The 25,093-nt window shown below is 42.8% G+C and carries 22 protein-coding genes and 1 pseudogene; 11 read left to right on the forward strand and 12 right to left on the reverse strand.

Translation table 11 applies throughout. The features are described from left to right. From WG943_RS02205 to WG943_RS02220, 4 genes are all read right to left on the reverse strand, one after another. Positions 1-1,656 (reverse strand): carboxypeptidase-like regulatory domain-containing protein (locus WG943_RS02205; protein ID WP_340406539.1); only part of this gene is annotated, 1,656 nt, incomplete at its 3' end. A 71-nt stretch (positions 1,657-1,727) separates the two neighbouring features. After that, positions 1,728-2,489, reverse strand: a complete 762-nt coding sequence (locus WG943_RS02210; RefSeq protein ID WP_340406540.1) for a GLPGLI family protein — start codon at positions 2,487-2,489, stop codon at positions 1,728-1,730. Between the two features lie 77 nt (positions 2,490-2,566). Continuing rightward, entirely contained in the window at positions 2,567-2,866 is a 300-nt protein-coding gene (locus WG943_RS02215; RefSeq protein ID WP_340406541.1) for a hypothetical protein, read from the reverse strand. Positions 2,867-2,886: 20 nt separating this feature from the next. Next, entirely contained in the window at positions 2,887-3,219 is a 333-nt protein-coding gene (locus WG943_RS02220; protein WP_340406542.1) for a hypothetical protein, read from the reverse strand. Positions 3,220-3,984: 765 nt separating this feature from the next. Between WG943_RS02220 and WG943_RS02225 the strand changes: the two are divergent. Then, positions 3,985-4,266, forward strand: a pseudogene (locus WG943_RS02225) (mannose-1-phosphate guanylyltransferase); the annotation flags it as partial. A 90-nt stretch (positions 4,267-4,356) separates the two neighbouring features. On the opposite strand, the gene rlmB reads toward WG943_RS02225, so the two are convergent. From rlmB to WG943_RS02245, 4 genes are all read right to left on the reverse strand, one after another. Next, positions 4,357-5,205: a 23S rRNA (guanosine(2251)-2'-O)-methyltransferase RlmB gene (gene rlmB / locus WG943_RS02230; protein WP_340406543.1), complete on the reverse strand. Its 849-nt coding sequence runs from the start codon at positions 5,203-5,205 to the stop codon at positions 4,357-4,359. Further along, positions 5,175-6,416, reverse strand: coding sequence for a GWxTD domain-containing protein (locus tag WG943_RS02235; RefSeq protein ID WP_340406544.1), 1,242 nt, complete (start codon positions 6,414-6,416; stop codon positions 5,175-5,177). Before WG943_RS02235 ends, rlmB begins: the two co-directional genes overlap by 31 nt. Positions 6,417-6,510: 94 nt before the next feature. Next, positions 6,511-9,465 carry a glycosyltransferase family 117 protein gene (locus WG943_RS02240; protein WP_340406545.1) on the reverse strand — a complete coding sequence of 985 codons (2,955 nt, stop codon included), beginning with the start codon at positions 9,463-9,465 and terminating at the stop codon, positions 6,511-6,513. 124 nt (positions 9,466-9,589) lie between these two features. Beyond that, on the reverse strand, positions 9,590-10,204 hold the full coding sequence (locus tag WG943_RS02245) for a T9SS type A sorting domain-containing protein (protein WP_340406546.1): 615 nt from the start codon (positions 10,202-10,204) through the stop codon (positions 9,590-9,592). Between the two features lie 703 nt (positions 10,205-10,907). Here WG943_RS02245 and WG943_RS02250 point away from each other — a divergent pair. Next, positions 10,908-11,486 carry a YceI family protein gene (locus WG943_RS02250; protein ID WP_340406547.1) on the forward strand — a complete coding sequence of 193 codons (579 nt, stop codon included), beginning with the start codon at positions 10,908-10,910 and terminating at the stop codon, positions 11,484-11,486. Here WG943_RS02250 and WG943_RS02255 read toward each other — a convergent pair. After that, positions 11,483-12,232, reverse strand: a complete 750-nt coding sequence (locus tag WG943_RS02255; RefSeq protein WP_340406548.1) for a biotin--[acetyl-CoA-carboxylase] ligase — start codon at positions 12,230-12,232, stop codon at positions 11,483-11,485. The genes WG943_RS02250 and WG943_RS02255 overlap by 4 nt on opposite strands. A gap of 51 nt (positions 12,233-12,283) precedes the next feature. Between WG943_RS02255 and rsfS the strand changes: the two genes are divergently transcribed. The 5 genes from rsfS to WG943_RS02280 all read left to right on the forward strand — a co-directional run bounded on the left by rsfS (position 12,284) and on the right by WG943_RS02280 (position 17,073). Then, on the forward strand, positions 12,284-12,658 hold the full coding sequence (gene rsfS / locus WG943_RS02260) for a ribosome silencing factor (protein ID WP_340406549.1): 375 nt from the start codon (positions 12,284-12,286) through the stop codon (positions 12,656-12,658). 61 nt (positions 12,659-12,719) lie between these two features. Beyond that, the gene (gene ftsH / locus WG943_RS02265) at positions 12,720-14,843 is read left to right on the forward strand and encodes an ATP-dependent zinc metalloprotease FtsH (protein WP_340406550.1); all 2,124 of its coding nucleotides are present in this window, start codon (positions 12,720-12,722) and stop codon (positions 14,841-14,843) included. Between the two features lie 8 nt (positions 14,844-14,851). Continuing rightward, positions 14,852-15,505 (forward strand): LutC/YkgG family protein, encoded by a 654-nt coding sequence (locus WG943_RS02270; protein WP_340406551.1) that lies wholly within the window; start codon positions 14,852-14,854, stop codon positions 15,503-15,505. Next, on the forward strand, positions 15,489-16,259 hold the full coding sequence (locus WG943_RS02275; RefSeq protein WP_340406552.1) for a UDP-2,3-diacylglucosamine diphosphatase: 771 nt from the start codon (positions 15,489-15,491) through the stop codon (positions 16,257-16,259). Before WG943_RS02270 ends, WG943_RS02275 begins: the two co-directional genes overlap by 17 nt. Continuing rightward, positions 16,249-17,073, forward strand: coding sequence for a hypothetical protein (locus WG943_RS02280; RefSeq protein WP_340406553.1), 825 nt, complete (start codon positions 16,249-16,251; stop codon positions 17,071-17,073). The genes WG943_RS02275 and WG943_RS02280 overlap by 11 nt, the downstream gene beginning before the upstream one ends. 5 nt (positions 17,074-17,078) lie before the next feature. On the opposite strand, the gene WG943_RS02285 is transcribed toward WG943_RS02280, so the two are convergent. Continuing rightward, entirely contained in the window at positions 17,079-17,414 is a 336-nt protein-coding gene (locus WG943_RS02285; protein ID WP_340406554.1) for a DMT family transporter, read from the reverse strand. Between the two features lie 417 nt (positions 17,415-17,831). After that, entirely contained in the window at positions 17,832-18,698 is an 867-nt protein-coding gene (locus WG943_RS02290; RefSeq protein WP_340406555.1) for a GNAT family N-acetyltransferase, read from the reverse strand. Positions 18,699-18,869: 171 nt separating this feature from the next. Here WG943_RS02290 and WG943_RS02295 point away from each other — a divergent pair, with 171 nt between their 5' ends. Continuing rightward, positions 18,870-20,027 carry a zinc-dependent alcohol dehydrogenase gene (locus WG943_RS02295; protein ID WP_340406556.1) on the forward strand — a complete coding sequence of 386 codons (1,158 nt, stop codon included), beginning with the start codon at positions 18,870-18,872 and terminating at the stop codon, positions 20,025-20,027. Positions 20,028-20,072: 45 nt separating this feature from the next. Here the strand turns inward: WG943_RS02295 and WG943_RS02300 are convergent, their stop codons facing one another. Next, positions 20,073-21,497, reverse strand: a complete 1,425-nt coding sequence (locus WG943_RS02300; RefSeq protein ID WP_340406557.1) for a lipopolysaccharide biosynthesis protein — start codon at positions 21,495-21,497, stop codon at positions 20,073-20,075. Positions 21,498-21,829: 332 nt separating this feature from the next. Between WG943_RS02300 and WG943_RS02305 the strand changes: the two genes are divergently transcribed. The 3 genes from WG943_RS02305 to WG943_RS02315 all read left to right on the forward strand — a co-directional run bounded on the left by WG943_RS02305 (position 21,830) and on the right by WG943_RS02315 (position 25,060). Next, positions 21,830-23,308, forward strand: coding sequence for a PSP1 domain-containing protein (locus WG943_RS02305; protein WP_445323618.1), 1,479 nt, complete (start codon positions 21,830-21,832; stop codon positions 23,306-23,308). Further along, entirely contained in the window at positions 23,301-23,780 is a 480-nt protein-coding gene (locus WG943_RS02310) for a gliding motility lipoprotein GldH (protein ID WP_340406558.1), read from the forward strand. Before WG943_RS02305 ends, WG943_RS02310 begins: the two co-directional genes overlap by 8 nt. A gap of 179 nt (positions 23,781-23,959) precedes the next feature. Beyond that, positions 23,960-25,060 (forward strand): endonuclease/exonuclease/phosphatase family protein, encoded by a 1,101-nt coding sequence (locus tag WG943_RS02315; protein ID WP_340406559.1) that lies wholly within the window; start codon positions 23,960-23,962, stop codon positions 25,058-25,060. Positions 25,061-25,093 lie beyond the last annotated feature (33 nt).

Raw genomic sequence — 25,093 nt, forward strand, 5'->3', positions numbered from 1 at the left:
AAGAGTGTTATTTTGAAAATCTGTCGGTTGTTCTAAAGTTGTTGTTAAATCTTTAAGTGATAAAGAGGCAGCTATCAAATCTTCCCTTACCTGATTACCTAATTTCAGTTCAAATACATCTCCATCGGCTACTTTCTTCAAATAATGCATTTCAAGCCCACCATACAACATATTATTCTTACTCTGCTGTTGAGTATTATTTACATCCTGATTATCAGGGAACAAGTCCTGATAAAAAAACTGATTGATCTGGTAAAGCTGTGGACTTTTTTCATCAATGTACCTTGCCTTGATTAAGAGCGCATTCTTATTTTTAAATTTTGTTGTAAGTATAAAGCTTTGATCAAAAAGCTGGTTTCTGGTTCTTAAATTTTCAACTATAGGAAGCTCATTAAATAGTAATTTGCTGTGAGCATCTTCATTCCCGCTATTGTATTTAATTGTGGCTTCGAAAGATTGGTTTTTGTTAAGGCTGTATATCAAATCTATCTTAAAAAAGTTTGTAAAGCTTTTCTGATTTAAATGATAGTTATCTGTGTTGGTAAAACTTGTTTGATTAAACTGAAACTTTTCAACTGAGTTCCTAAAGAAGTCTTTTTCAGTTAAATTTATGAAGCCGAGAGCTTTAATTTTCAGCTTTTGAGTAAGGTTAAAAATTGCATTTAAAGAAAGTAACTTATCATCATTAAAGCTTATTCTGCTTCTTTTAAAATCCAAGGAAGTAGCGGATAAATCAATTACCTGATATGCGCGCTCCCCATTACCCACCACTCCCGAACCATCTGCTCGCTGAGGCCTGATTAAATGATCGATATCTCCTGTGGCATCATATCCAATATTATTTATATTTGTCAGAAAATAGTATTTGTTCTTCTTGCCAAAATTAAATACATTGCTTTGTAACGTATAGCGACTTTCAGTAGAGATACCATACCCTAAATTGATATTGGTAAACCACTGTCTTTTAGCCTCCTCTTTTAGTTTTAGATTTATTGCAACTTTGTCACTTTTTTCTACATCCTTTAAAAGCTCATTATTAGAATAATTTTGCAAAAGCTCAATCTGCTCAATTGGTTGAGCAGGCATGTTTTTGGTAATTATTTTGTATCCTTTTTCAAAAAAGTCATCTCCCTCTACCATAACTTTTTCTACTTCTTTATTTCCAACTCTAATTGTGCCGTCTTCCTCTACGGTGATACCAGGTATTTTTTTTAACAGGTCTTCAACGACTGCTTCATTACCCTTAGAGAAGTATTGAGCATCAAAGATGACAGTATCCTTCTTGATGGTTACAGGTCTTCTAACTGCAATGGTTACCTCTTTAAGCTCAAAATGCTTTTTATTTAGAGATATATTCTGTACTATATCTGCCTGATGTGAAGAAATATTAATGGCTATCGCCATTTCCGAAAAACCTAAGGCTGAAAAGACAAGTAAATGCCTGCCTGTGTTACTGGTTTTTAACTGATAATTGCCATTATGAGTAGTGGCTGTGTAAGTAATTATTTGCTGCCCCAGAGAATCCTTCAGAAGAACATTAACATAAGGAAGCTCTGATCCCAGGCTATCTGTTACGTATCCTTTAATTAAGACCTGGGATTTAACAGAGCTACTTACCAAGCAAAATAAGATCAGAATAAAACCAGGTAATTTCAATATACTTAAGTTTTTAATTTACTCACCTACAGACATCAAAATAAAGATAGATTTTACTAACAATATTCCTTTTAATTGCAATCTTTCTCAAGCCAATTATTAGTAGTTTTTGTAACATTGAATTGAGCTCCTCTAGGCAGCTTAGACTGTATGTGCTTGCTCATTTCTAATCCTTGGTCCGCTTTTAGTGCTAAATATTCAGCACAGGAAATGGCATTATCCTCGTTAAGCTCTTCGTGTGCTATACTTTGTTTATCTGTACTTACCTTAGCTAATGAAAAATGAATATAATTATCAATGTCATAAGCTTCTACAATTGCTCCTGGTAAACCATGTAATTTCCATGGCCCCATTAAAATAGGGATCTCTATTGTGTACCACACTTCATAATTCCTACCTTTAAAGTTTGCCGTGGCTTTTCTGCATTTGAACCCAGCAATTTCTTTTGAGTCAGTAAGCAATTTCCAATCAATATTACTTAGCTTCTCTTTAACTACAAACTCCCTATACTCACCTTTATTAAATATCCTTTCACTAGACAGTAACTCCTCGGAATCTAAGTTAGTCTTAACCATTCCATGAACTTCGTGACTTGATTTAAGTTCAACAGAATAAACTGTTCCGTAGGCATTATCTTCCTGAGTTTCCTTTACATGGCTACTATCGCTGTTCTCATAGAAGTATAGCCCTTCATTCTTAATTTTATAAAATTTTCCAACCTTCTGTTTACCATTTTGAATAACAGCATACTCCAAATATAGATCTGCCTGTTCGGTTTGAGAATATGCATTTATACCAAGGAGCATAAAAGCTACAAATAATATTTTTTTCATAAGTGAAGAGGTATTTGCTTTAAAAAGCAATGTGCTATTTTTCAATTGAAAGATAGCACATTGCTATAGGTTAATGATTAATATTTATCTGAGAATACACCGTATAGTTTTATCAATCCACATGTAAACCAGTTAATTTCATCAGCTGTCACAGTAACCACACCTTCGATTATTGTGCCATTGTCAAGTTCAGTGTACACATTAATCTTACAACTACCTAGGTCAGATGTTGACAACCCAGCTTCAGAATTTTCTTTTAGAAACGCATTCTGAAGCTTAACCTGATCCAAATCTAACATTCGAGTGTCTGTACCCGCATAAGCAATATTTACAGACGTTATCAGTGCTATCGAAAGTATCAATAGTTTAATTTTCATAACAAAAACACATTAAATCATTATTCTAAAGCTTCCATAATCTTAGCCTGAACCGCCATAGCTTCTTTACATGAATCAGCAGTGACTTTGAACTCTATAGTTACCGAGTCCCCATCTTCAGTTGTTACTGTTACTTTCCCTTCAACTGTGCATTTTGCCACGGCATCTTCTCTCGAAATATTAACTACAACCTTATAGTGAGAATCTGTAGTTTCATTTAACTGAGATATAGAACTCACATCTGTTTCAACTGGACTATCCAGAAAATTTACCGTAGAATTGTTTAGAGTGTTTGCGTTTGCATTAAGAACTAATGCAATACCAAAGAAAACAATTAGAAAAAAATTTCTCATAAGTTAATGTGAATTAAAACAGTTGCTTACTTTCAGATTCTTTCAAGTGGCTGTTTCAGCTTGTCCCACCAGCTGGTTTGCATTCTTTGAATTTGAGATTTTCAGTTCCTTTTGATATGAACCCATAAGCTGGGGTACGTTGAACTAAATTCTGCTATTCGCTAAATGCTATCAAACTTTTTATCAATGGCCTCCTAGTGCGACAGTATCTAACTAACTCTTTTATTACTCTAACTTTCGCCATAGGTGCTTAAAAACATAACATGTCTGATAGTTATTCATTACTATATTAAGTCTCCTACTAACAATCTCATAGTAAGGAGGAGCAATGAATTGAGTATCATGCGTCTTTTCGCTTTTAGTTCAAGGCAGCAATACTTTACAATAAACTTCTACTTCTTCACTAGGAATAAAAAGGAATTTCATAGCCAAAAAGTAACATAACATATAGTATCTTTTTAAGATAAAGACCTCATTTTTTTAGTTAAAACCAACTTTTACATTGAAAATCACATTTAAAAGTAACATATGCGCTACTTTCATTAATTTGTATTTCTTTATATGTTGATCATTAAAAGATGGTACTGTATGCAAAGAGTTCGTTGTCTCAAAGTGACTTTTTACCCCTATATCACTTTGAGATAGAGTGATACAAGAAAATATTATATAGGAAAATTAGGCTGAGAATAGATAAATATACCCATGGGAAAGTACTTTGAGCTTTAAATTGCAAACAGCTAAAAAGGCGGAGTCTGAAACTGGTTTGCAGACGGGGGCTGGTCTGACCTTGGCACCTGGGACTCGCTCTATACCATCAATGAAAAGGACGAGAACGGAAACGTATTTGACGGCGAGGTGCTGCTATGCGATAGCAAGGACTGCGTCATCAAAACACCAAAAGAGCGCCTGGTAGTGCTGCAAGGCCTGGAAGATTACATAGTAGCAGAGTATGACAATATGCTGATGATCTGCAAAAAAACTGAAGAGCAGAAAGTGAAAGAGTTTATGGCCGATGCTAAGTCACGTAAAGGTGTAGACTTTATTTAGACGATCTTCAAAGTATAAATATGTATAAGCAGAAGGCCCGGAAACATAAGTCTGTTTCCGGGCCTTCTGCTTATGAGGTAAAGTATAAATCTATCTCGGTTCCAGGCTGCCCAGGCTGGAGTATCCGCTTTCGCGCAGGCGCTGGCTCATGGCTTCGTAAAGTATGATACCTGTTGCCACCGATACGTTTAAAGAACCAATCTGGCCCATTAGTGGTATGCGCAGGCGCACATCGGCACGCTTCAGGTACTCAGGTGAGATACCATCCTCTTCACTACCCATGATAATGGCTGTAGGCCCAGAGAAATCAACTGCAAAGTCGGTGATCATGTGCTCAGTTTTCTCAGTGCAGGCAACTATCTGTATTCCGTACTCCTTTAGGTAATCGATGGTGTCTTTTAAATTAGGCTCACGGCAAACCGGCACCAGGTTAAGGGCACCAGCCGATGTTTTCATGGCATCTGCATTTACCTGTGCGCCGCCTCTGCTTGGGATCACAATCGCATCTACACCCATACACTCCGCATTTCTTGCAATCGATCCAAAATTACGCACATCAGTTACTCTATCTAGTATAAGCAGCAACGGTGTTTTACCTTGTTCAAAAAGTGAGGTTACGATTTCTGGCAGTGGCTGGTATGTAATAGGCGAGATAAACGCTACCGCTCCCTGGTGATTTTTACGAGTTAGTTTGTTCAGTTTCTCCAGCGGTACTGACGCTACCGGCACGTCATGCTTTTTGGCCTCCGCCATTATCTCGTCTGTGGTCGGGTTCTTGGTACCACGAAGCAGGAAAATCTTTTCAAGAGTCTTTCCGGCCAGCATTGCCTCCAGTATAGGACGCGATCCGAAAATCATCTCTAATTTTTCTTCTTTGGGTGCTCTGGGGCCACCATAGCGGTTGCCTCCTACATGTTGTCTGTTATTCCTGCTCTCCATTTTGCAACTGTGCTGTACCAACTCTCCTCGTACTCGCGGCGCCGTACCAGCTCATAATTATTTTCGGTAAAGTTATCCTCTTTTTTATTAAAAACGAACTTAACGTACGGGCTGGTCGGTGACTCACGGTAAATCCATGTCTCAGTATTGCCTGTCTGGCTTATTGTACTTGGCTTGCCATAAATAATGTAGATCATTCCTCTGTCGGTGGTCCAACCAACTTTATGGCTCGTAAAGAGTTTGTTGGCTTTTTCTACTCGCCCATAATATGACCTAATCAGTTCTCGGGCAGTTGCTTTATCGCCGGCTACTTTCAACCAGAAATCATCTACTGCAGCCTTTGGGTCTGCTGCCCTGTAAAGCTCTTCCCGCTCTGCAGATGAAGTAATATAAATTAATGGCTGCACCAGTTCTTCAGCCATGGATACCTGTGGGTACGCCCACCTCTGCACCAAAATGCCTTTAGAAAACGCTGAAGACGGCTCAAATAAATATAAGCCTTCCTGATCAAAGGTAATAGTATCTCCATCATTAAATACTAAGGTATCCATCACTGGCAGATCAAGTTGATCAGGCACTTCGCGTAATGACATAGGTGGCAGCGCTGGCGCAAATTCTATTTTATGGAGATGAGCTGTTATAGGTCGTACCTGCCCGTTGTAAAAACGCACGGCATACTTTTCTGATGTATTACAGTAATTACTAAAAACAGCTTTGTCTGTACTGGCATTGATGAGCAGGTAACTTTTGTCAAGCATCTGTGCCTTTAGCGGAACACGGTAACGGACGGCCATACGCTCCTGCCCCACCATTGCCTGCCATAACCTCAGGTGCAATACGTTTGGCTCCTGCACTAAGCTGGCCGGCAATACAAAAGACATGTGCAGTTGCCCTTCTACATCTGTAATCTTTCGGGGTGGCCTTACCAATGAGTCAGCGGCCAGCACTTTATCCCGGTCAGACAAACCGGTTCTAACAAAATATTCTAAGGCTGTGGTAGACTGCAGCACATCCATCACCTCCTGCTCATCTTCAAACCTAAGGAAGACATATAGACTGTCATTAGCTTTATAAAAGTTATATTTCATGGACACTTCAGGTGTAACCGGCCTTACTACAACAGGTTGCAAACGTGCTGCTTGAGGCGTACCACAAGCATACATGCCAATAAGCATAACAAATAAAGCAACAGGTAAAATGATGCGTGCCATCTACAGCAATTTTCTTTAAAGAACAAAAAAGCCGGGTAATAGTACAACTACCGCCCGGCTTTCTTTACTGATGAAAGATGTTTTTTGTTTATGTTTAACGCCTCATGCGCTGCAGGTACTGCATAAACTGCTGCTGCAGCTGCTGAGCCCGGTCATTCATGCCCATTTCTTCGGCTAAACCAACCAGTTGCTGCAGTATGATCATATTCGTCTGTATCTCCATATCAAATAAAGCACCTTCTGAGAAATAGTAATCCAGCGACTTTGTTGATTTCTGTATCATCGACTCCATCATCTCTTTTGCCTTTTGCTCTTCGCTAACCGCATTGTATAAGGCTATGAACTGTGGCGTGTAATAATCATAAGGCACTGCACTCTCCGGCATCACTTTAAAGCAATACTCTATAATTTCTTTAGCTCGGGCTGTGTTGCCTTCTTCTAGGTATGCGGTAGCTAGTTTTGCAAACTTATCGCGTGCATTGGCCGAGAAGCGATAATAGTTCTCGTCGTAAAAGATGTCTTCCTTATCAAAGTTACGGAACTGGAATTTCTTCATCATGTTCTCGTACATCAGTTCTTTATGCACCAAGCTCTGTCCGTTATCACCCGGTGTTTTAACAGGAACTACTCTGTATGCTAAGCCCTCTAACTGGAAGTACTCGGATAAGCCTATAAAGTCGGCACTGTTTACTGTGGTTGAGAAGTATACCGGGCGTTCCCAATCGTTTGTAGCCAACAGGTCCAGCATGATCAGGTGCTTCTTCTCTAGTATAGACTTGTTAATAGTCCACTGCATGCGATCCACAATCTGAGCTTCTTTCTCCGCTGGTACAATGTTCATTGCATCAACTTTTGCTTTATCTACCGACAAGGAGAAGTTCTTGGTTGGGAATGTTAGCAGCGTTGTACCAGCACCATACTGCACCTGCAGCGCCGGATGGCTTTGCTTTACAAGCGAGATGTACTGCTTCAGATCGATGCCTGCCGCCACTTGGGCACGCTCTACATAAGGCAGATAATCGTTGGTGCCCTGGCGGTAGTTCTCATTTTCCAGAGAAAGTGGCCATGGATCAGACTCATAGGCTTGGCGCTGCATTTGGTCTATATACCAATCTGTGTTCAGGTAGCTTAACACTGCCACGCGCACATCGGTACGATATCCTTCTACTTCCTGTACATACCACAGCGGGAATGTATCGTTATCCCCGTTCGTGAAAAGTATGGCATTCGGCGCGCAGGAGTCTAATAAGTTTTTGGCTGAGTCTACAGAGTGATAACGGTCAGAGCGGTCATGGTCATCCCACCCTTCCGCAGCCATTACACCTGGCACCAATAAACCAACAACAGTGGCAACACCTGCGGCAGCCTGGTTATTTTTAACTGCTTTGCGCAGTAATTCGGCCAGCCCCATCACACCTAAACCAATCCAGATACAGAAAGTATAAAAAGAGCCTGCAAAAGTATAGTCGCGTTCGCGTGGCTCTACAGGTGGCTGGTTTAGGTACAGCGCAATGGCAATACCCGTAAAGAAGAATAGCAGACCAACTACTAATGCATTTCGTTCATCTTTTCGTACTTGATAAATAAGGCCAAGTATACCAATCAGGAGCGGAAGCAGGTAGAAACAGTTGCGTGCTTCACTTTCCAGCACTCGTAAAGGGGCATTAGGATCTGATTTTCCTAACCACAGCACACCAGCATGCTGCACATCGCTTTCGCGGCCTGCAAAGTTCCACAGGAAGTAACGCCAGTACATATGGCCCAACTGATAGTTAAGCAGGAAACTAAGGTTTTGCCCAAATGTTGGCATTTGCCCCTCACGTAAATCTACCCACTTTCTATATTCGTCTACATGCTGGGGGTTATCGCTGTAAATACGTGGTAAAAGGGTTTTGTCTTTGCTCTCGTAAATAGGCTCTACACCACCTTTTACTGCTATGTATTTGTCTTTGCCCTTGATATAACGAGGGGCTTTCTCTTTCTGATCTACTGGCTGTGCATTGTACTGTGGGCCATAAAGTAACGGACGGTCACCGTACTGTTCACGCTTCAGGTAAGATACAAAGCTCATAATATCATCCGGATCATTCTCATCGATGGTTGGGTCGTAAGAAGATCGGATAGGGATAATCATGTAAGAGGAGTATCCTATCAGTACAAACACAAAGCAAAGTATAGCAGTGTTCAGCACACGGTTGTTATGTTTGATTGAGTACAATAAGCCGTATACTATTGCAGCTATCAACAACGCCAGGAAAACAATTAGGCCAGAGCTGAATGGAAGTCCAAGGTCATTCACGAAGCGTACTTCGAACCAGCCTGCCACCGATGGAAGCCCAGGAATTACGCCCCAAAGTATGGCTACTACAATAACTGCACTAATGGCAAAGGCAATTACCCCGCCCCAGAATGTAGGCTTGTACAACCTGAAATAATACACAAACGCTAGCGCAGGTATTGTTACCAAGTTTAGCAAGTGTGCACCAATAGATAAACCTACCAGGTACGCGATCAGAACAAGCCACTTATCAGAGTGAGCCTCTCCTACTTTTGCCTCCCAGCGCAGCATTGCCCAGAAAACTATAGCTGTAAAGAACGACGACATGGCATATACTTCAGCCTCTACTGCAGAAAACCAGGCAGAGTCAGAGAAAGTATAGGCTAAGGCTCCCACAGCACCGCTTCCCATGATAAGAAGTATGTTGCCGGTTGTAGGCTCTGCACCCTCTTTTACCAGCAGCTTGCGGGCAAAAATGGTAATGGTCCAGAACAGGAACAGCACGGTAAAAGAACTGCACAAGGCAGAGAGCAGGTTTACCCACCAAGCCACCTGCGACGGATCGCCGGCCATCATGGAGAACATACGGCCTACCAACAGGTAAAAAGGGGCACCTGGAGGGTGTGGCACCAGAAGTTTGTACGAGCAGGCAATAAACTCACCAGCATCCCAGAAGCTGGCTGTTGGCTCCAGCGTTAGCACATATACTGTAGTCGCGATAAGGAACACGACCCAGCCCACGAGGTTGTTTATCTTACGATAATCCATCATAGCTATTTGATTGAGCCCCGAAAATAATAAATAAAACGCACGGGACTATTCAATTTTAAATGTTAGTAACAAAAAAAGCCGGCCTGATGGCCGGCTTCATATATTTAGTAAAGCTTATCTGCTGCTACTTCTGCAACACAAGACGCTTAGTCTCAACAGTTTTGTCGTTTACCAGAAGGCTATAGAAATAGATTCCAGATGGCAGGCTAGTCATGTTCAGTTCTACCTCCAGTTTTTCGGCAGGCACTAGTTCATGTACACTTAACACCTTACCAATAGTGTTGGAAATGCGAATTTTATAGTTCTCATGTCCTCCTGGCAAGCTAAGTGAAAGCTTGGTGATACCACGCGAAGGATTTGGATAAGCATTTATACTTGGCAACTGTTTTACAGGGCGCACCGGAGCTACATTAGCAAATGAGGCAAAACTTGCAGCAGCAAACATACTCTTGCTTACACGGCTTTCTACCACATGAAACTCTTTGCTAACGGCTGAAGCATATAAAGATGAGCAGGTATGCTCTTCTTCGTTACGAACGAAAGCTGGGCGTGCGTTCTGAGCAGAAACGCTTAGCTGAGCACCTTTTTCCTGAATTAGCTTCCAGTTTGTAGCGCCGCCTTTAAAAACCGGCGCCTCACCGAAAGTTACACTCAGGCTATTACCAGCGCTTGCTGCAAAACCGAGCAGCTGCGAGCTAATAAGAGTGGCAATAAAAAATAGTTTAGTAAAGTTCTTCATAAGGGTATAATCGCTTTAGATTCTAAGTCTAATCCGACATTAAAACCAAAGATAGCTTAAAATGCCAGAAGTCTAAATATTATTTTTAAAATATTTAGCGAAAGGTAGTTACGAACAAAACCTTTCACGGTAATCTTAATTCTCAAAAATGATGCCCAATACGAGCAAAAGGTTGCATGCCTTTCTCCGGTGTTAATGATTAATTTTCAGAAGACACTGCACTTATATAATTTTATCTAGCTGCACACATACTTTTAAACAGCACTTCCCTACCAAATTAACACAAGCCACTCCACAGTGGCCAAGGGTAAACACCCGAAGCAAAATTGACTGATTATGCATGTTAGCCTATTTCAATTTTCTAATAACTTGATTGCACTATTTTAAATCTGCTGTTTTTATGCAACCAGCTCCTAAACCTGCCGTTAAGCTAAATATAAAATAATTAATAGATAATAATTTGTATTGTTTTCCTATTAACAGGTAATAACATCAGCCTGACACATTCTTCAGCTTCTTTAGCCCCAGTGCATACTGCACCTGAATGAGTAGTTAAATAAATAATACAAACTGTTTATACCCTGATAAAACTACCCTTGACCAAATAAGCAGGAGCATGCTTTAAATCTCCTGCTTTTTGATCTTAGATAGTGAAACAATAAAAAGTATAAGCAGTTTTTAATAATATATACAAGCCGCTTTTATGAAACCGCATATAATGCTGCTGCTAACCTTTTTGCTTTGCTGGCAGGTTAGCTTAGCGCAGCAAAACACATACAGTGGCAACGGCCAGGTCACCTTTTCCGCCGGAGCACCCCTTGATCTGATTAAGGGAACTTCTACAGAAATAACAGGAAGTATAAATCCGGAAACAGGTAAAGTATACTTTGAGATACCTGTCAAATCTTTTCAGTTTGCAAATTCCTTAATGCAGGAGCGCTTTAACAACAAGTACATGCAAACAGGGAAGCATCCCAAAGCAACATTTATCGGCAAGGTGGCTAGCTTTAGCCAGAACAGCAAAGAGGTAACCGCATACGGCACCCTTACCATACATGGGGTGTCCAGACAGAGGAGTATAAAAGGAACGTTAAAGAAGCAAGGAAACAGCTTTATACTTCAGTCGTTATTTGTTGTGAGCACAAAAGATCATCATATAGAGTCGCCGAAACTTACGGGAGGCTTTATGGCCGAGAACATTAACGTAAACCTGCGCCTGCAGCTTATAAATGAGCAGAAGCCGGTACAGGTCGCAACAGTTTATCCTAAAAAGAAACCTTAAATAACAAAAGCTATCTCCTTAAAACCGAAGTAACGCAGCTCGCCAGCTATATCTACAGCCAGGCGGCCTTCATCATCAACACCCAATATATGCCCGATTACCAGTTGGTTCTGCACTTCAAACATGTGCTTTTCCTGATAGCGGTACAACGCCTGCAAGTACTCATACTTTAACTTCGCCGTTTTGCCGTTTCGCAGCTCCAGATATCTTTTTTCTAACAGTTCCAGTAATCTCTGCGTAACTTGCTCCAGATTCAGTTCAGAACCCAATACTTTTGCCACGGATGTCGCCGTTGTATATCCAAACTGCAACTGGTTGATATTTAAACCAATTCCAGCAATAGAGTGTTGTAGAGTAAGGCTATTTATTGTGTTTTCTATTAGAATCCCGCCAAGTTTTTTATCTTCAAAGTATAAATCGTTAGGCCACTTAACCTGGGCTTTGGCCAGGCCAAGCTCGCGGAGCAAATCTAGCACGCCAAGCGATACAGCAATATTAAGGTAAAACTGGTGCTTGATAGCCAGAAATTTTGGCATGAGTATTACAGAAAGTGTAATGTTTTTATTGGGCTCGGCCTCCCAAGTATTGCCTCGCTGTCCACGACCGGCAGTTTGATGTGCCGTAATTACCGTGCAGCCCTCTGTGGCTTCATTTTTGAGGAGAAGCTGCTGGGCCTCAGAGTTGGTAGAAGGACAAGCCGGCAGAAAATATAGCTGCTGGCCCATAAACAGCGTATTAGGCAACATACTTTAACCCAGAATTTAATACTTTTGTACATCCAAATTTAAGTATAGCAAATGAAAGAAACCAAGGTTGAGGCTAATTCAGACATATTGGCAGAACTAGTCGTGAAGGGAATGCAGGAGAAGAAAGCTTCCGATATTGTCGTAATTAACCTTAAATCACTTAAAAACGCCGTATCAGATTACTTCGTTATAGCATCGGCTGGCTCCGATACACAACTTGACGCTATTGCCACTTCTATTGAAGAAGAGGTGTTCAAGGCTGTTAGACAAAATCCATGGCAAAGTGAAGGCCGCATCAACAAAGAGTGGGTGCTGCTAGATTACGTAGATGTGGTTGCCCACGTCTTCCTGAAAGATAAGCGTGAATTTTATGCATTGGAAGAGCTTTGGGGCGATGCCAGCATAAAACACGTAGAATCTGTCTAATACATTTGGCTTAAACATATGCTTGTAGCCAATGTTTATATACAACTGAAACTAAACATCAATGGCAGAAAATAACAAAAAAGGCAATAACAAAAAGAAAAAGCCGATCATCCCGAATACACCGCCACGCCCTACTATGCAGCTTTGGATGCTGGCCGTACTGATTCTGCTGATCTTCGGACTTACGTACTTAAACAAGAGCAACTCTTCTGTAGAAACTACCCAACCGGAGTTTGAAGAGATGCTGCTAAGCGGTGATGTGCAACGCCTAAACATCGTGAATGGCAAAACTGTAGAGGTATTCCTGAAAGAGGAGGCATTAGAGAATGAGAAGTATAAGCCAGACCTGAACAACCGTGGTGCTTTAACCATGGATCAAGGCCCGCACTATCACTTCCAGGTAATTACTGCAGAGTCTTTCAAGCAAGACCTCGATAAGCTACAGGAAAACTTACCTCGTGAACAGCAGGTAGCGCTAACGCCGGTAGATCGTACTGGCTTTGCTGACTTCTTCCTGCAATGGGGCTTCCTGATACTGCTGGTATTCGGTTTCTGGTTCCTGATGCGCCGTGTAACATCTGGTGGTGCAGGAGGTCAGATCTTCAATATCGGTAAATCTAAAGCCGCTCTTTTTGATGCTGAGAACAAGGTAAAAATCACATTTAAGGATGTGGCTGGCCTTGAGGAGGCAAAAGAAGAGGTGCAGGAGATCGTGGAATTCCTGAAGAACCCAAGCAAGTTTACTATACTTGGTGGTAAGATACCAAAAGGCGCGTTGCTGGTAGGCCCTCCGGGAACTGGTAAAACCTTGCTTGCAAAGGCTGTGGCCGGCGAAGCAGACGTACCTTTCTTCTCACTTTCAGGCTCCGACTTTGTAGAGATGTTTGTGGGTGTGGGTGCAGCACGTGTACGCGACTTGTTTAAGCAAGCGAAGGCAAAAGCCCCTTGTATTATCTTTATTGATGAGATTGATGCGATTGGCCGCCACCGTAGCCGTGGCACAACGCCAGGCGGTAACGATGAACGCGAGAACACACTTAACTCCCTGCTTGTGGAGATGGACGGTTTCGCCACCGACTCAGGTGTAATTATACTTGCAGCCACTAACCGCCCTGATACTTTGGATTCTGCCTTGCTTCGCCCTGGCCGATTCGACCGCCAGATCAGCATTGATAAACCAGATATTAACGGCCGTACAGAAATCTTTAATGTACACCTTGGCCCGTTAACGTTGGCTTCGGATGTAGATGCTAAAAAATTGGCTGCTCAGACACCTGGCTTTGCCGGTGCCGAGATTGCGAACGTATGTAACGAAGCTGCTTTGATAGCTGCACGCCGTAATAAAAAGGCTGTAGATCAGCAAGACTTTAACGACGCTATCGACCGCGTGATTGGTGGTTTGGAGAAGAAGAACAAGATCATTTCTCCGGAAGAGAAGAAGATTGTTGCTTATCACGAAGCTGGCCACGCAATTGCAGGCTGGTTCCTGGAGCACGCCGATCCGTTGGTGAAGGTAAGTATTGTACCGCGTGGTGTAGCCGCCTTAGGTTATGCGCAGTACCTGCCAAAAGAGCAGTTCCTGTATACCACAGAGCAATTGATCGATGAGATGTGCATGGCCCTTGGCGGACGTGCCGCTGAGGAAATTGTGTTTAGCAAGATATCGACAGGCGCCCTGAGTGACCTGGAGCGTATCACTAAAATGGCTTACAGCATTGTAACCATGTATGGTATGAACTCGAAGATCGGTAACGTATCGTTCTACGATTCCAAGCAGTCTGACATGACCTTTAGCAAGCCATACTCTGAAGCAACTGCCGAGACAATTGACGAAGAGGTACGCTCTTTAATAAGCTCAGCTTATGAGCGCACTAAAGCGCTGTTGAATGATAAGCGTCGTGAATTGGAGATAATTGCCCAGGAGCTTCTGGAGAAAGAAATTCTGTTCCAGAGTGACTTGGAGCGTTTGGTTGGCAAGCGTCCGTTTGAGGCCCTGACTACATACCAGGCACACACCGCAGGTACCGACAGAAGCCAGACAAAAAGCGAAGTAGACCAGACACATCCTGTTGAGTTTGGCCATACGGAGCACTCTGAGCAAGAAGAAGGTTCTGTACCGGGCACGCCGCTGGAAAACGACAATACTCCAGCTGAAAGAGATAACATCAACTCCAGAACAGCTTAGTAACTAGCATGTACGAAGCAAAATCAAAAGAAATAGTATTAAGAAGAGTAAGAGAGGCGCTGGCTAAGTCGGCGCCTTTTCTGCCTCCTACCCCCGATTTTACCTCTCCGCTGCACTCACCCATTGCACTAGAGGACTTATCGATAGTATTTGCAGAAAACTTCATTAAAAACGCTGGTGTGTTTATATACTGCGATAGCGAAGAAGCATTTTTTGACCAGCTGTACATTTATAAAAAAGAGCAGAATTTGCAGCATCTGTATGTTTGGGAACCTAATCTGCAGAACGCCCTACACCATGCCGGAATAGAGTTTTCAGCAGACCAGGATAACTTTGTGCGCGATGCCGAAGCCAGCCTTACTACCTGCGAAGCCCTTATTACCCGCACCGGAAGCGTGCTGGTAAGTTCTGCCAATGCAGGTGGCCGCCGCTTGAGCATTTATCCGCCAACGCATATGGTGGTAGCAAAGGGCAGCCAATTAGTGCCTGATATAAAGGACGGCCTGCAGCGCGTACGCGATAAGTATAAAGAGAACTTTCCTTCTATGGTATCGATGGTAAGTGGGCCTAGCCGCACAGCCGATATCGAGAAAACATTGGTAATGGGCGCACACGGCCCTAAACAGCTAGTACTTTTCCTGATTGATGACCTTCCGCATTAACAAGTTAGATTCAGGTAAAAAAGTATACTTTGCCTCTGATTTTCATTTAGGCGTACCCACTGCCGAAGCCAGCCTACAGCGTGAGAAAAAGATCGTAAAATGGCTGGATACGGTTCGAGAAGATGCTGCTGCCATACTTTTGCTGGGCGATATCTTCGACTTCTGGTTTGAGTACAAGCATGCCATACCAAAAGGCTATATCCGGTTGCAGGGTAAACTAGCCGAGATCACAGACGCAGGCATACCAGTATACTTTTTCACGGGGAACCATGATATGTGGATGTTCGATTACTTCCCAAAGGAGCTGAACACACCCATACTTCGCGACCCGATTTCTACAAGTATAAACGGCCATACGTTTTATATTGGCCATGGCGATGGTTTGGGTCCTGGCGATCATACTTACAAGGTACTGAAGCGTGTATTTAACAACAAAGCTTGCCAGTGGCTGTTTGAACGCATCCATCCTAATCTAGGAATAGGAGTTGCCAACATGTGGTCGCGCAGAAGCCGCATCAGCAATATTAAAAAAGACGAGGAGTTTTTAGGAGATGATGAGTGGCTGGTGCAGTACTGTAAAGAAGTAGAAGCTGATAAACACCACGACTTTTATGTATTCGGGCACCGACATTTGCCGCTGGATATACCAATTGCAGAGCAAAGCCGCTACCTGAACCTGGGAGAATGGGTCAATTTTTGTACGTATGGTGTATACGACGGAGAGAACTTTGAACTGAAAACCTTTGAAGGCTAAAAATTACATAGTTATACTTTTGTTGGCGCTGCTAATGGCAGCGGGCACTGCTATTGCCCAAGACACTACCCAGACGCAACCACTAAAGTACAGCCATAGTTTAGCCATTACCTCCCCTACCACCATCTCTAAAGACCGTAACAGCAACATATACTTTCTGGCCCCAGGCGGCAGAAGTATTGTAAGAACAGATTCGCTGGGTAATACTTTAGGCACTTTTTCACCGCCAACACGAGGCCGCATTGCCAGCATCGACGCCTGGAACCCTATGAAAATCCTTCTGTTTTATGAAGACAGGCAAGAACTGCAATTGCTGGATAGGTTTATGCGCCCTATTGGTAACACTACACTACAGGATATAAACTATACAGGAACAGCAAAAGCCGCAGCGCTTGCCTCTGATGACAGCTTCTGGTTATTCGACGAGACCAGCCTTACTCTGAGTAAGCTTAACATGCAGCTGCGGAAAGTAACCATAGAAACACCCCTGAATCTGATTTTGGACAAAGAACGCTTTAACGTAAGGCAACTACGCGAGTATCAGAATATGGTATACTTACTAGATGCTAACGGTATATTCGTTTTTGATAACCTAGGCAATTACAAGCGTAAACTGCCAGTTACAGGAGTAACATACATAAACTTTCTGGGCAACGAGTTATACTTTGTACAGGACGGGGTACTGCATTTTGTAAACCTTTATACTTCGGAAAGGCGAACAGTAAGACTTCCTAAACCTTATACAACTGGTATAGTAAGCGTCACCCGCTTATACTTGTTCCTGCCTAGGCAGCTGGACTTCTATGCCTGGTAGTATTCTTACTTTGTTTCTGTAAATACCTTCAGCCCCACTACTCCGATAACAATTAGTAATATACAGAATATACGAATGGCATCGCGTGGCTCGTTTAAGAACACGATGCCAAGTATAGCTGTACCCGCTGCTCCAATACCCGTCCAGATGGCATAGGCTGTACCGAGCGGTAAATGCTTCATAGCCTGGGAAAGCAGCACAAAGCTCAGGATCATCACGATTACGGTTACTACACTTACCCAAAACTTTGTAAAGCCTTCGCTATACTTTAGCCCAAAGGCCCATCCAATTTCGCAAATACCGGCTAGTATCAGGTAAAACCACGCAGTGTTCATGTTCATTATCTTTAATTTGATGACAAAGATACTTATTTAGTTCTTTCCTGCTCAAGTCGTTATACTGTTGCTATTAGCTTTGCTTTACTCTTTGCGGTTTATCATTTTCACAAGTTCTTCCCGTAGTCTCTTACCATTTCTGTGATTACCTTACTTACATTCATGGTTGTAAGCCATATAGTTGCACGTACTCTACAACTGGAAGGTATAAAAAGCTGGGACCTACACTTATACCCGCGATGGTAGTCAAATTTGTGTGTCGGCTTGATACTGGCATTTATATTTATCGGACTTTCTGCTTATACTTTGGCATACCTTAGATACTGGCCGGAATTTACCTCTTTCTGCATATATGCATGTTGCTATATGCTAGTTACCATACTAAGTATAAACAGAGGGAAACCCCAAAATCATTACTTTAACTTAAACTGGCATCTGCATTTCGTATTGCACCAGTAATCTTTTAAAATAGCGGTTTTCCAGGTAAGAGATTATCTGTGTTGCTGTAGCATCAACGTTTATGCACAGTAGCGTGGGTGCCTGAGTTAACATTGCCGCTTCTCGTAGCAGGGCTGTTCCAATGCCGTTGCCCCTGCTGCCTTTTGCTACAGCGAGTTGCGCAATGGCTCCGTTTTTGGGATAAACAACTATAAAGCCTGTAACAATTTTGTTCTGATCCTTGGCCTCCAATAGGATGTTTTCATCCTTACTTCTTCTTACAGCTTGTGAACAGTTTTGCCAGCTTGGCTTTATATCCTGAAAGCTTTGATACAATTGCCAATTCGGTTTAACTGCTTTTGAAATACTAATATTTTGAGGACGATCGACAGGAAAAATTAGATCTTCTTTTTTTACACGAAAGCTGTAGAGGGTGCGGGTAACTTGCATGCCTATATTCCTATAGCTTTTAAGTGCAGGCTCATTCTCCTGTATTACCTCTAATAGGCAGCACTCAATGCCACTTTCCCGCAACTTTGGCAATAGGAAAGTATAAAGCTGCTGCGTCAGTTGGTGGCCTCTATACTCTGGAAGTACGCCTGTTCCGGCATTGTAAGCCGTTGGTTTCCCTTGCCACTCCCCGAGCCCAGTAAGTATAAATCCTATTATCTGCCCTTTGTTGTAAGCAGCCACACAGAAGCTTGGCTCTATGCCCTCCCGTTTTATTTTAGCTTTAAATTGTACTGCATCTAATTGTATTGGCACAATATAGTCTGCGAAAGCTTTTAAGAAAGCATGGTGCAGTGTGGGCATTTCCTGTGCTGCCAGAAAAGAGAATGTAAAATCTGTCATAGGCAAATATTAGACTCCTTCTACGGCGAATGGCTTATACGAGCATATTATCTCTACACATAGGAAGATAGGCTTCATAAAGAATCAAAACTAGTTAAGGGTTAAGTCGTTAGTAACTTTATCTAAAAGCCTTGAAAAGGGCAATGCAACTTTATAAATCAAACTTGTACTATGAAAGCACTTGTATTTCACAAAATTAACGACGTAAGCGTAGAAACCGTTGACGATCCTAAAATAGAGGAAAGTCGTGATGCTATTATACGTGTTACCTCTACAGCTATTTGCGGCTCCGATCTACACATACTTGACGGCTTTGTACCCCAGATGAAGGATATGGTTCTGGGACACGAATTTATGGGCATAGTAGAAGAAGTAGGCCCTGGCGTAACAAACTTGAAACGAGGCGACCGTGTAGTAGTGCCTTTCCCGATAGCGTGCGGCACCTGCTACTTTTGTAATCACCAGTGGCCTACACAATGCGAAAACTCCAACCCTATGTATGGTCCAGATGGCGGTTTTATGTCAGAGAAAGGCGCTGCTCTTTTTGGCTATACTGATCTTTATGGCGGCTACAACGGTGGCCAGGCAGAGTATGTAAGAGTACCCTATGCTGATTATGGTCCGCGTAAAGTACCTGATGGACTTACCGATGAGCAAGTGCTTTTCTTAACCGACATTTTTCCGACGGGTTGGGCAGCAGCTGATTGGGGCAGAATAAAAGGCGGCGAAACCGTAGCCATTTTTGGTGCAGGCCCTGTAGGTATCATGGCTGCCAAATCGGCTTGGTTGATGGGGGCTGGCAGAGTAATAAATGTAGATGTGCAACAGTACCGCCTGGATATGGCTAAAAAGGCTGCCAACTCCGAAACCATACTTTGGCAGGACCAGGACCAGGTAGTAGAAATAATTCGAAGTATGACCGAGGGCCGTGGTGCTGATGTGTGTATAGATGCCGTGGGAATGGAAGCAGATCGCAGCTTCCTGGACAAAGCTAAAGCGGTTATCAACATAGAAAAAGGCACGCCAAAGGTGCTGGAAACCTGTTTAAGAGCAGTGCGTCGGGCGGGCATTGTAAGTGTGGTAGGCGTTTATGGCTCCTCTTTTGACAACTTTCCAATTTACCGTTGGTTTGATAAAGGCGTTACATTAATGGGTACGCAGGCACCAGTACAAGTATACATTGATCACCTTATGAGCCTGGTGCAAGAAGGCAAGGTAAAACTTGATGATATCATTACGCACACACTTCCACTAGACCAGGCAGTTCATGGTTATGAGATATTTAAAAAGAAAGAGGACAATTGTGTGAAGGTTGTTCTAAAGCCTTAACTAAGTTATAGTTTACAACTTAAAAGGGAGGCAAAGGCCTCCTTTTTAAGTTAAAGAAAGTCTTTTGCTAAAGTATAAAAAACCAACGCTTGCACCAGCACCTACAGCAATTGTAAGTATGGCCTTATTTATCGGCTCAATATCTTTTAATAAGAAAACAGCTCCCAAGGCTAGCAATGTAATTCCCAGCCACACCCATGGGTAATAATTTAGTTCAGCTACCTGCTTATACTCCTTTAAAGTATAACCCGAATACCCCATATACATCAAAGAAATAAATGTGGTAACAGCTGCCGCTTCAACTCCAAAATAAGGTATAAAAATCAGGTTGAGGATGATGTTGCCTGCACCGGCCACTGCCGATATTTTCCAGAGCGCTTTCGTTTTTTCACGGTAGGTTAACAGGTTAACCACTCCTAAGTAGATCGGCTTATAATTGTACCCCATCATAATGATAATTGCCAGCGGGTAGGCCTGTTGCAGCTCTCTGTTCTTGATCAGAAGTATAAAAAGCTCCTTTAGCCAAAGGCAAAGTATAAATGTTGCCACCAAAAAAAGTACCTGCATGCCAAATGTTAAACGTCTGGCTTGTTTAGCTGCATTTATATCTGATGCAGATTTAGTAAGATACTGCAGGTAAAAAGGAGAGGCTGCCTGTACCACCGAATTAGAGGCGGCGGCAAAGTATAAACCAAAACTGGAAGCTATGTTATATAAGCCAATACGTGGTAAGGGTACTTTTAATAAATCCAGTATAAGCCTGTCAGAAGTATCAAGCAAAAAGAATGAGAAATAGTGCGGAATAATCGGCAGCGATACTTTAAGTGACTGCCTGATGCGCTTCCATTTGAAATTAAAGATAGGCCACATTCCTTCTTTAAAGTATAAAGGGTAACTGTAAAGTATAAAACCTGTTAAACTACCTGCGGCATTAGCATAAAACCACCCCATAAAGCCAAGCTTCAGGTGAGCAATTGTGTAAATGTTTAGCCCTACAGTAACAGCACCAACCATAAAAGAGCGAATAGCAACCGGTACTGGCCTCTGAGATAACTGGAACAGGATTATAGCCTGAAACTCTGTGACGGCAAACAGCACTACAGGTAACACATTAAGCGCCAGCAATTGCCAACGTTTGTCAGCAGCCTCGGCAGGAATAGCCCACCACAGTATAGCACTCAGCAATACTCCGTACAGTAGCGCCCAGCCAGATAAAAAACCATGCAACTGCCGCCAAACCCACTTGTAGTGCAGCGGGTGCTTTGCGTAACTGTTTACCATAACCACCGATAGCCCCAGCGAGAACAACGCACTTAGCGCAACAACATAAGCAGTAATTACGCCGGCAACGCCATAATCTAATGCGGTTAGGTAAGGGGTAATAATTGGCAACGAAAGTATACCAACAAGCCTTGGCACCTGCGCTGCAAACCCATAAATAGCCGCATGTGAGAGTAATTTTCGAAGCATTGCCTAAAATTATACTTTAATTCGCTGCCTTTTTACACAGCTGCTTATTTTTCGTATTTTACAGTCACGGCTAAGCTAGATGCAGCAGTTTGAAATCAATTTAGACTGGCTACTGTTGGCTTATGTTGTACTTTTAGGAGGAGCAAAAGCAAAAGCCTAAAATTTTAGTATATTTGTTAATTAACTCAATCAGAAAACAAGAATAGCCTGGCTATTATAAGGAGATATATAAAGTGGGATGTAGTTCATGTTCTAGTGGCGGATGCGGCACCAAACCCGGTGGCTGCAAAAGCAACGGCGGCTGTAGCACGGGTGGCTGCAACCGTTTAAACGTGTTCGACTGGCTCAGCGACATGGATTTACCCGTGTCGTTTGAGGAGTTCGACATCGTTGAGATAAGATTTAAAGGAGGTCGCAAAGACTTCTATCGCAATACTAACAGATTGGACCTTACAACCGGCGACGCCGTGGTTGTGGATGTACCTAACGGACATCACATTGGCTTTGTATCATTAAAAGGTGAGCTGGTTCGCCTGCAGATGATGAAGAAAAAGGTAGACAACAACGAAGAAATTCGCAGTATTTACCGCATCGCCAATGAAAAAGACATGGAAAAGTTTAATGAGGTAAGAGACCTTGAAGGAACTACCATGTACCGCAGCCGTGAGATAATCCAGCAACTGGGGCTTAAAATGAAGCTCTCGGATGTAGAGTACCAAGCTGATAAGAGCAAGGCCACTTTCTATTACTCAGCCGATGACCGCGTAGATTTCCGTGACCTGATCAGGAAACTGGCAGAAGAATTTAAGATACGGATTGAGATGCGCCAGATAAGCCTGCGCCATGAGGCCGGCCGCCTGGGTGGCATTGGTTCCTGCGGGCGTGAGCTTTGCTGCTCAACCTGGCTCACCGATTTTAAAAGTGTATCTACCACAGCGGCACGTTACCAAAACCTTTCACTAAACCCTAGCAAGCTTTCGGGCCAGTGCGGCAGACTTAAGTGCTGTCTTAACTATGAGCTTGAGACTTACATGGATGCCCTGAAGGATATCCCAACAGTAAATCGCCCACTGCAAACGCAGCAAGGCGATGCCATACTTCAGAAGACGGATATCTTTAAGCGCATGATGTGGTTTGGCTATAAAGGCGATAACAATTGGTACCCGGTGCCGGTAGAGCGCGTGCAGGAAATACAGGAGCTAAATGCCAAAGGTGTTGCTGTAGAAACGCTGCTGCTGGAGCCTAAGGAAGAACCAAAGCAGAATGAGTTTGTAGCGCAGGTAGAAGGTAGCCTGGAGCGCCTGGATGATAAGTTTAAGAGCAAAAAGAAGAAAAAGAAGAAAAAGAAGAAGCCTGCTGGCACACAGCCTGAACAAGCATCAACAGAAGCTCTTAAACAACCAAAAGAAGGTCCTGAAAAGAAGCAGGAGCAACAAACTAGTGGCGAAAGAGGCGACCAGGAACAGAGGCCGCGCAAGCAAAAGCCATTTAAGAATAAAAACAAAAACCGTGAGGACCGCGATAACCGCGAACCTCTTGGCGAGGGCAAAGAACCGAGAGAGGCTAAAGCACCACGCCAGCAGCGTGAACCTAGAGAAGCCCGCGGACCACGTGAGCCACGAGAAGGCAGGGAGCCAAGAGAACGCAGAGAGAACAGACCTCCAAGTCCACCTAAGGCTGAAGGTCAGACCGGTAGTGCACCAACAGCTGGCGAGGAGAGAGGTTCAGAACAAAAGCCTAAAAAACGCAGAAAGCCATTCAAAGGCAAAAAACCTGATCAGGAATCTAAACCACCGCGTACAGATGTATAAAATCTTGGTAATGTGGGCTGGAGCGTTGCTGCTGTTGTTAAGCAGCTGCGACCCGGCCCGCATCTATGAGCAGAATGTAGAGTTACCTGATGGTAATTGGCAAATTGATAACGCTCCTGTATTTGAATTTGAGATACAGGATACGACCAAAGTATACAATGTGTACATTAATGTGCGCTACAACCTGGAATATGATTATTACAACCTATACCTTCGTCACCAACTAGTAGGCCCGGATGGTAAAGAATTATCATTTAAACTGCACGAGTTGTTGCTAATGGATTCTAAAACAGGTAAACCTTTGGGGCAAGGATCTAGCAATACTTTTGATTTGCAAGCTCTTGCATTAAATAACGTAAGATTTAGTAAAGCAGGAAAGCATAAGTTAAAATTAACACAGTATATGCGCCGCGATCCGCTTCCTTATATAATAGCAGTTGGTGTTAGAGTTGCTGAGAACCAGGCAGAATAACTAAGTTATTAAATGTATATAGAAGCCCTGTGCAGAATTTCCTGTGCAGGGCTTTTGCATTTATTCCTGTCTTGCGTACATAAAGTAGAGTACAAAGTTTGCGTAGGTTGTAAAGTAACAAAACCTATGTAGCATAAGTATTCAGGAACACAACTTTTCATGCACATGCATATATCAGAATGAAACTCACTCTTATTATACTTGGCTTTGTTTTTACTATTTTCTCATTTCTCCCATTTATCAAGTCTCCTCTTTGGTGGATAAGGGTTTTAGACTTCCCGCGCCTGCACGTTGCCATAATTCTTACTGCCGTTCTTATTGCTTATATCTCGATGTATGGCTTTGGGGAGACATCTGAGAAAGTAATGCTTTTAACTTGGGTCATTGCTATCTTAAATGAGGTAAGATACATTTTCCGGTTTACCCCTGTGGCTAAGGTTGAGGCATTAAGAAGCGAACAGAAGAACCCTGCAAATGCTTTTACCATCATGATCTCTAATGTGCGGATGGTAAATAAAAAGCATCAGCAGTTTAAAAAACTTGTGTTGCGCGAAAACCCTGACATGCTGATTATGAACGAGCCCAATGAAGCATGGCACGAAAGTGTTAGAAAAGAGTTTGATGCACTGTTTCCATACTCTATCAAAAAGCCTCTGGAAAATACATACGGCATGCTGTTTTGGAGTAAGCTAAAATTGCATAACAGTGAAATCAGGTTTCTGGTTGAGGAGGAGATACCGTCTTTTTACACTGTAGTTGAGTTGCCAACCGGTAAGAAGTTTGACCTATTTACAGTACACCCGCAACCGCCCCGCCTGATGCGTAACACAGAAACACGTGAGGCAGAACTTTTAATTGTAGCCAAACAGGCAAAAGCCACTAAGTATCCAAGTATTGTAGCCGGCGACCTGAACGATGTTGCCTGGTCTAGCACTACAAAGCTGTTTAAAAAAATTAGCAACATGCTCGACCCTCGAGTTGGCCGAGGCTTTTACAATACTTACAATGCACTTATACCGTTCTTTCGCTACCCCCTCGACCACGTTTTCTATAACCCAGAGTTCAGGCTGCTCAGTTTAAGAAGGCTTGATAAGTTTGGCTCTGACCATTTTCCGATTGCTATCAGCTTAAACTATGAGCCTATTACTGAAGAAGAGCAGGAACCTCCAAAAGCAGACCTGGAGGAGAAAGAAGAAGCACAGGAGTTGATACAGGAAGGTATTGAAAAAGGTGAGGAGCTAAATCAGGAAAAGAAGGAAAACGGGGAGCTAAGGCAATAAAAAAAAACCGCTCAGCAACTGAGCGGGTTAAAA

Origin of the sequence: Pontibacter sp. H249 (assembly GCF_037892465.1) — a bacterium.
Classification (GTDB): Bacteria; Bacteroidota; Bacteroidia; order Cytophagales; family Hymenobacteraceae; genus Pontibacter.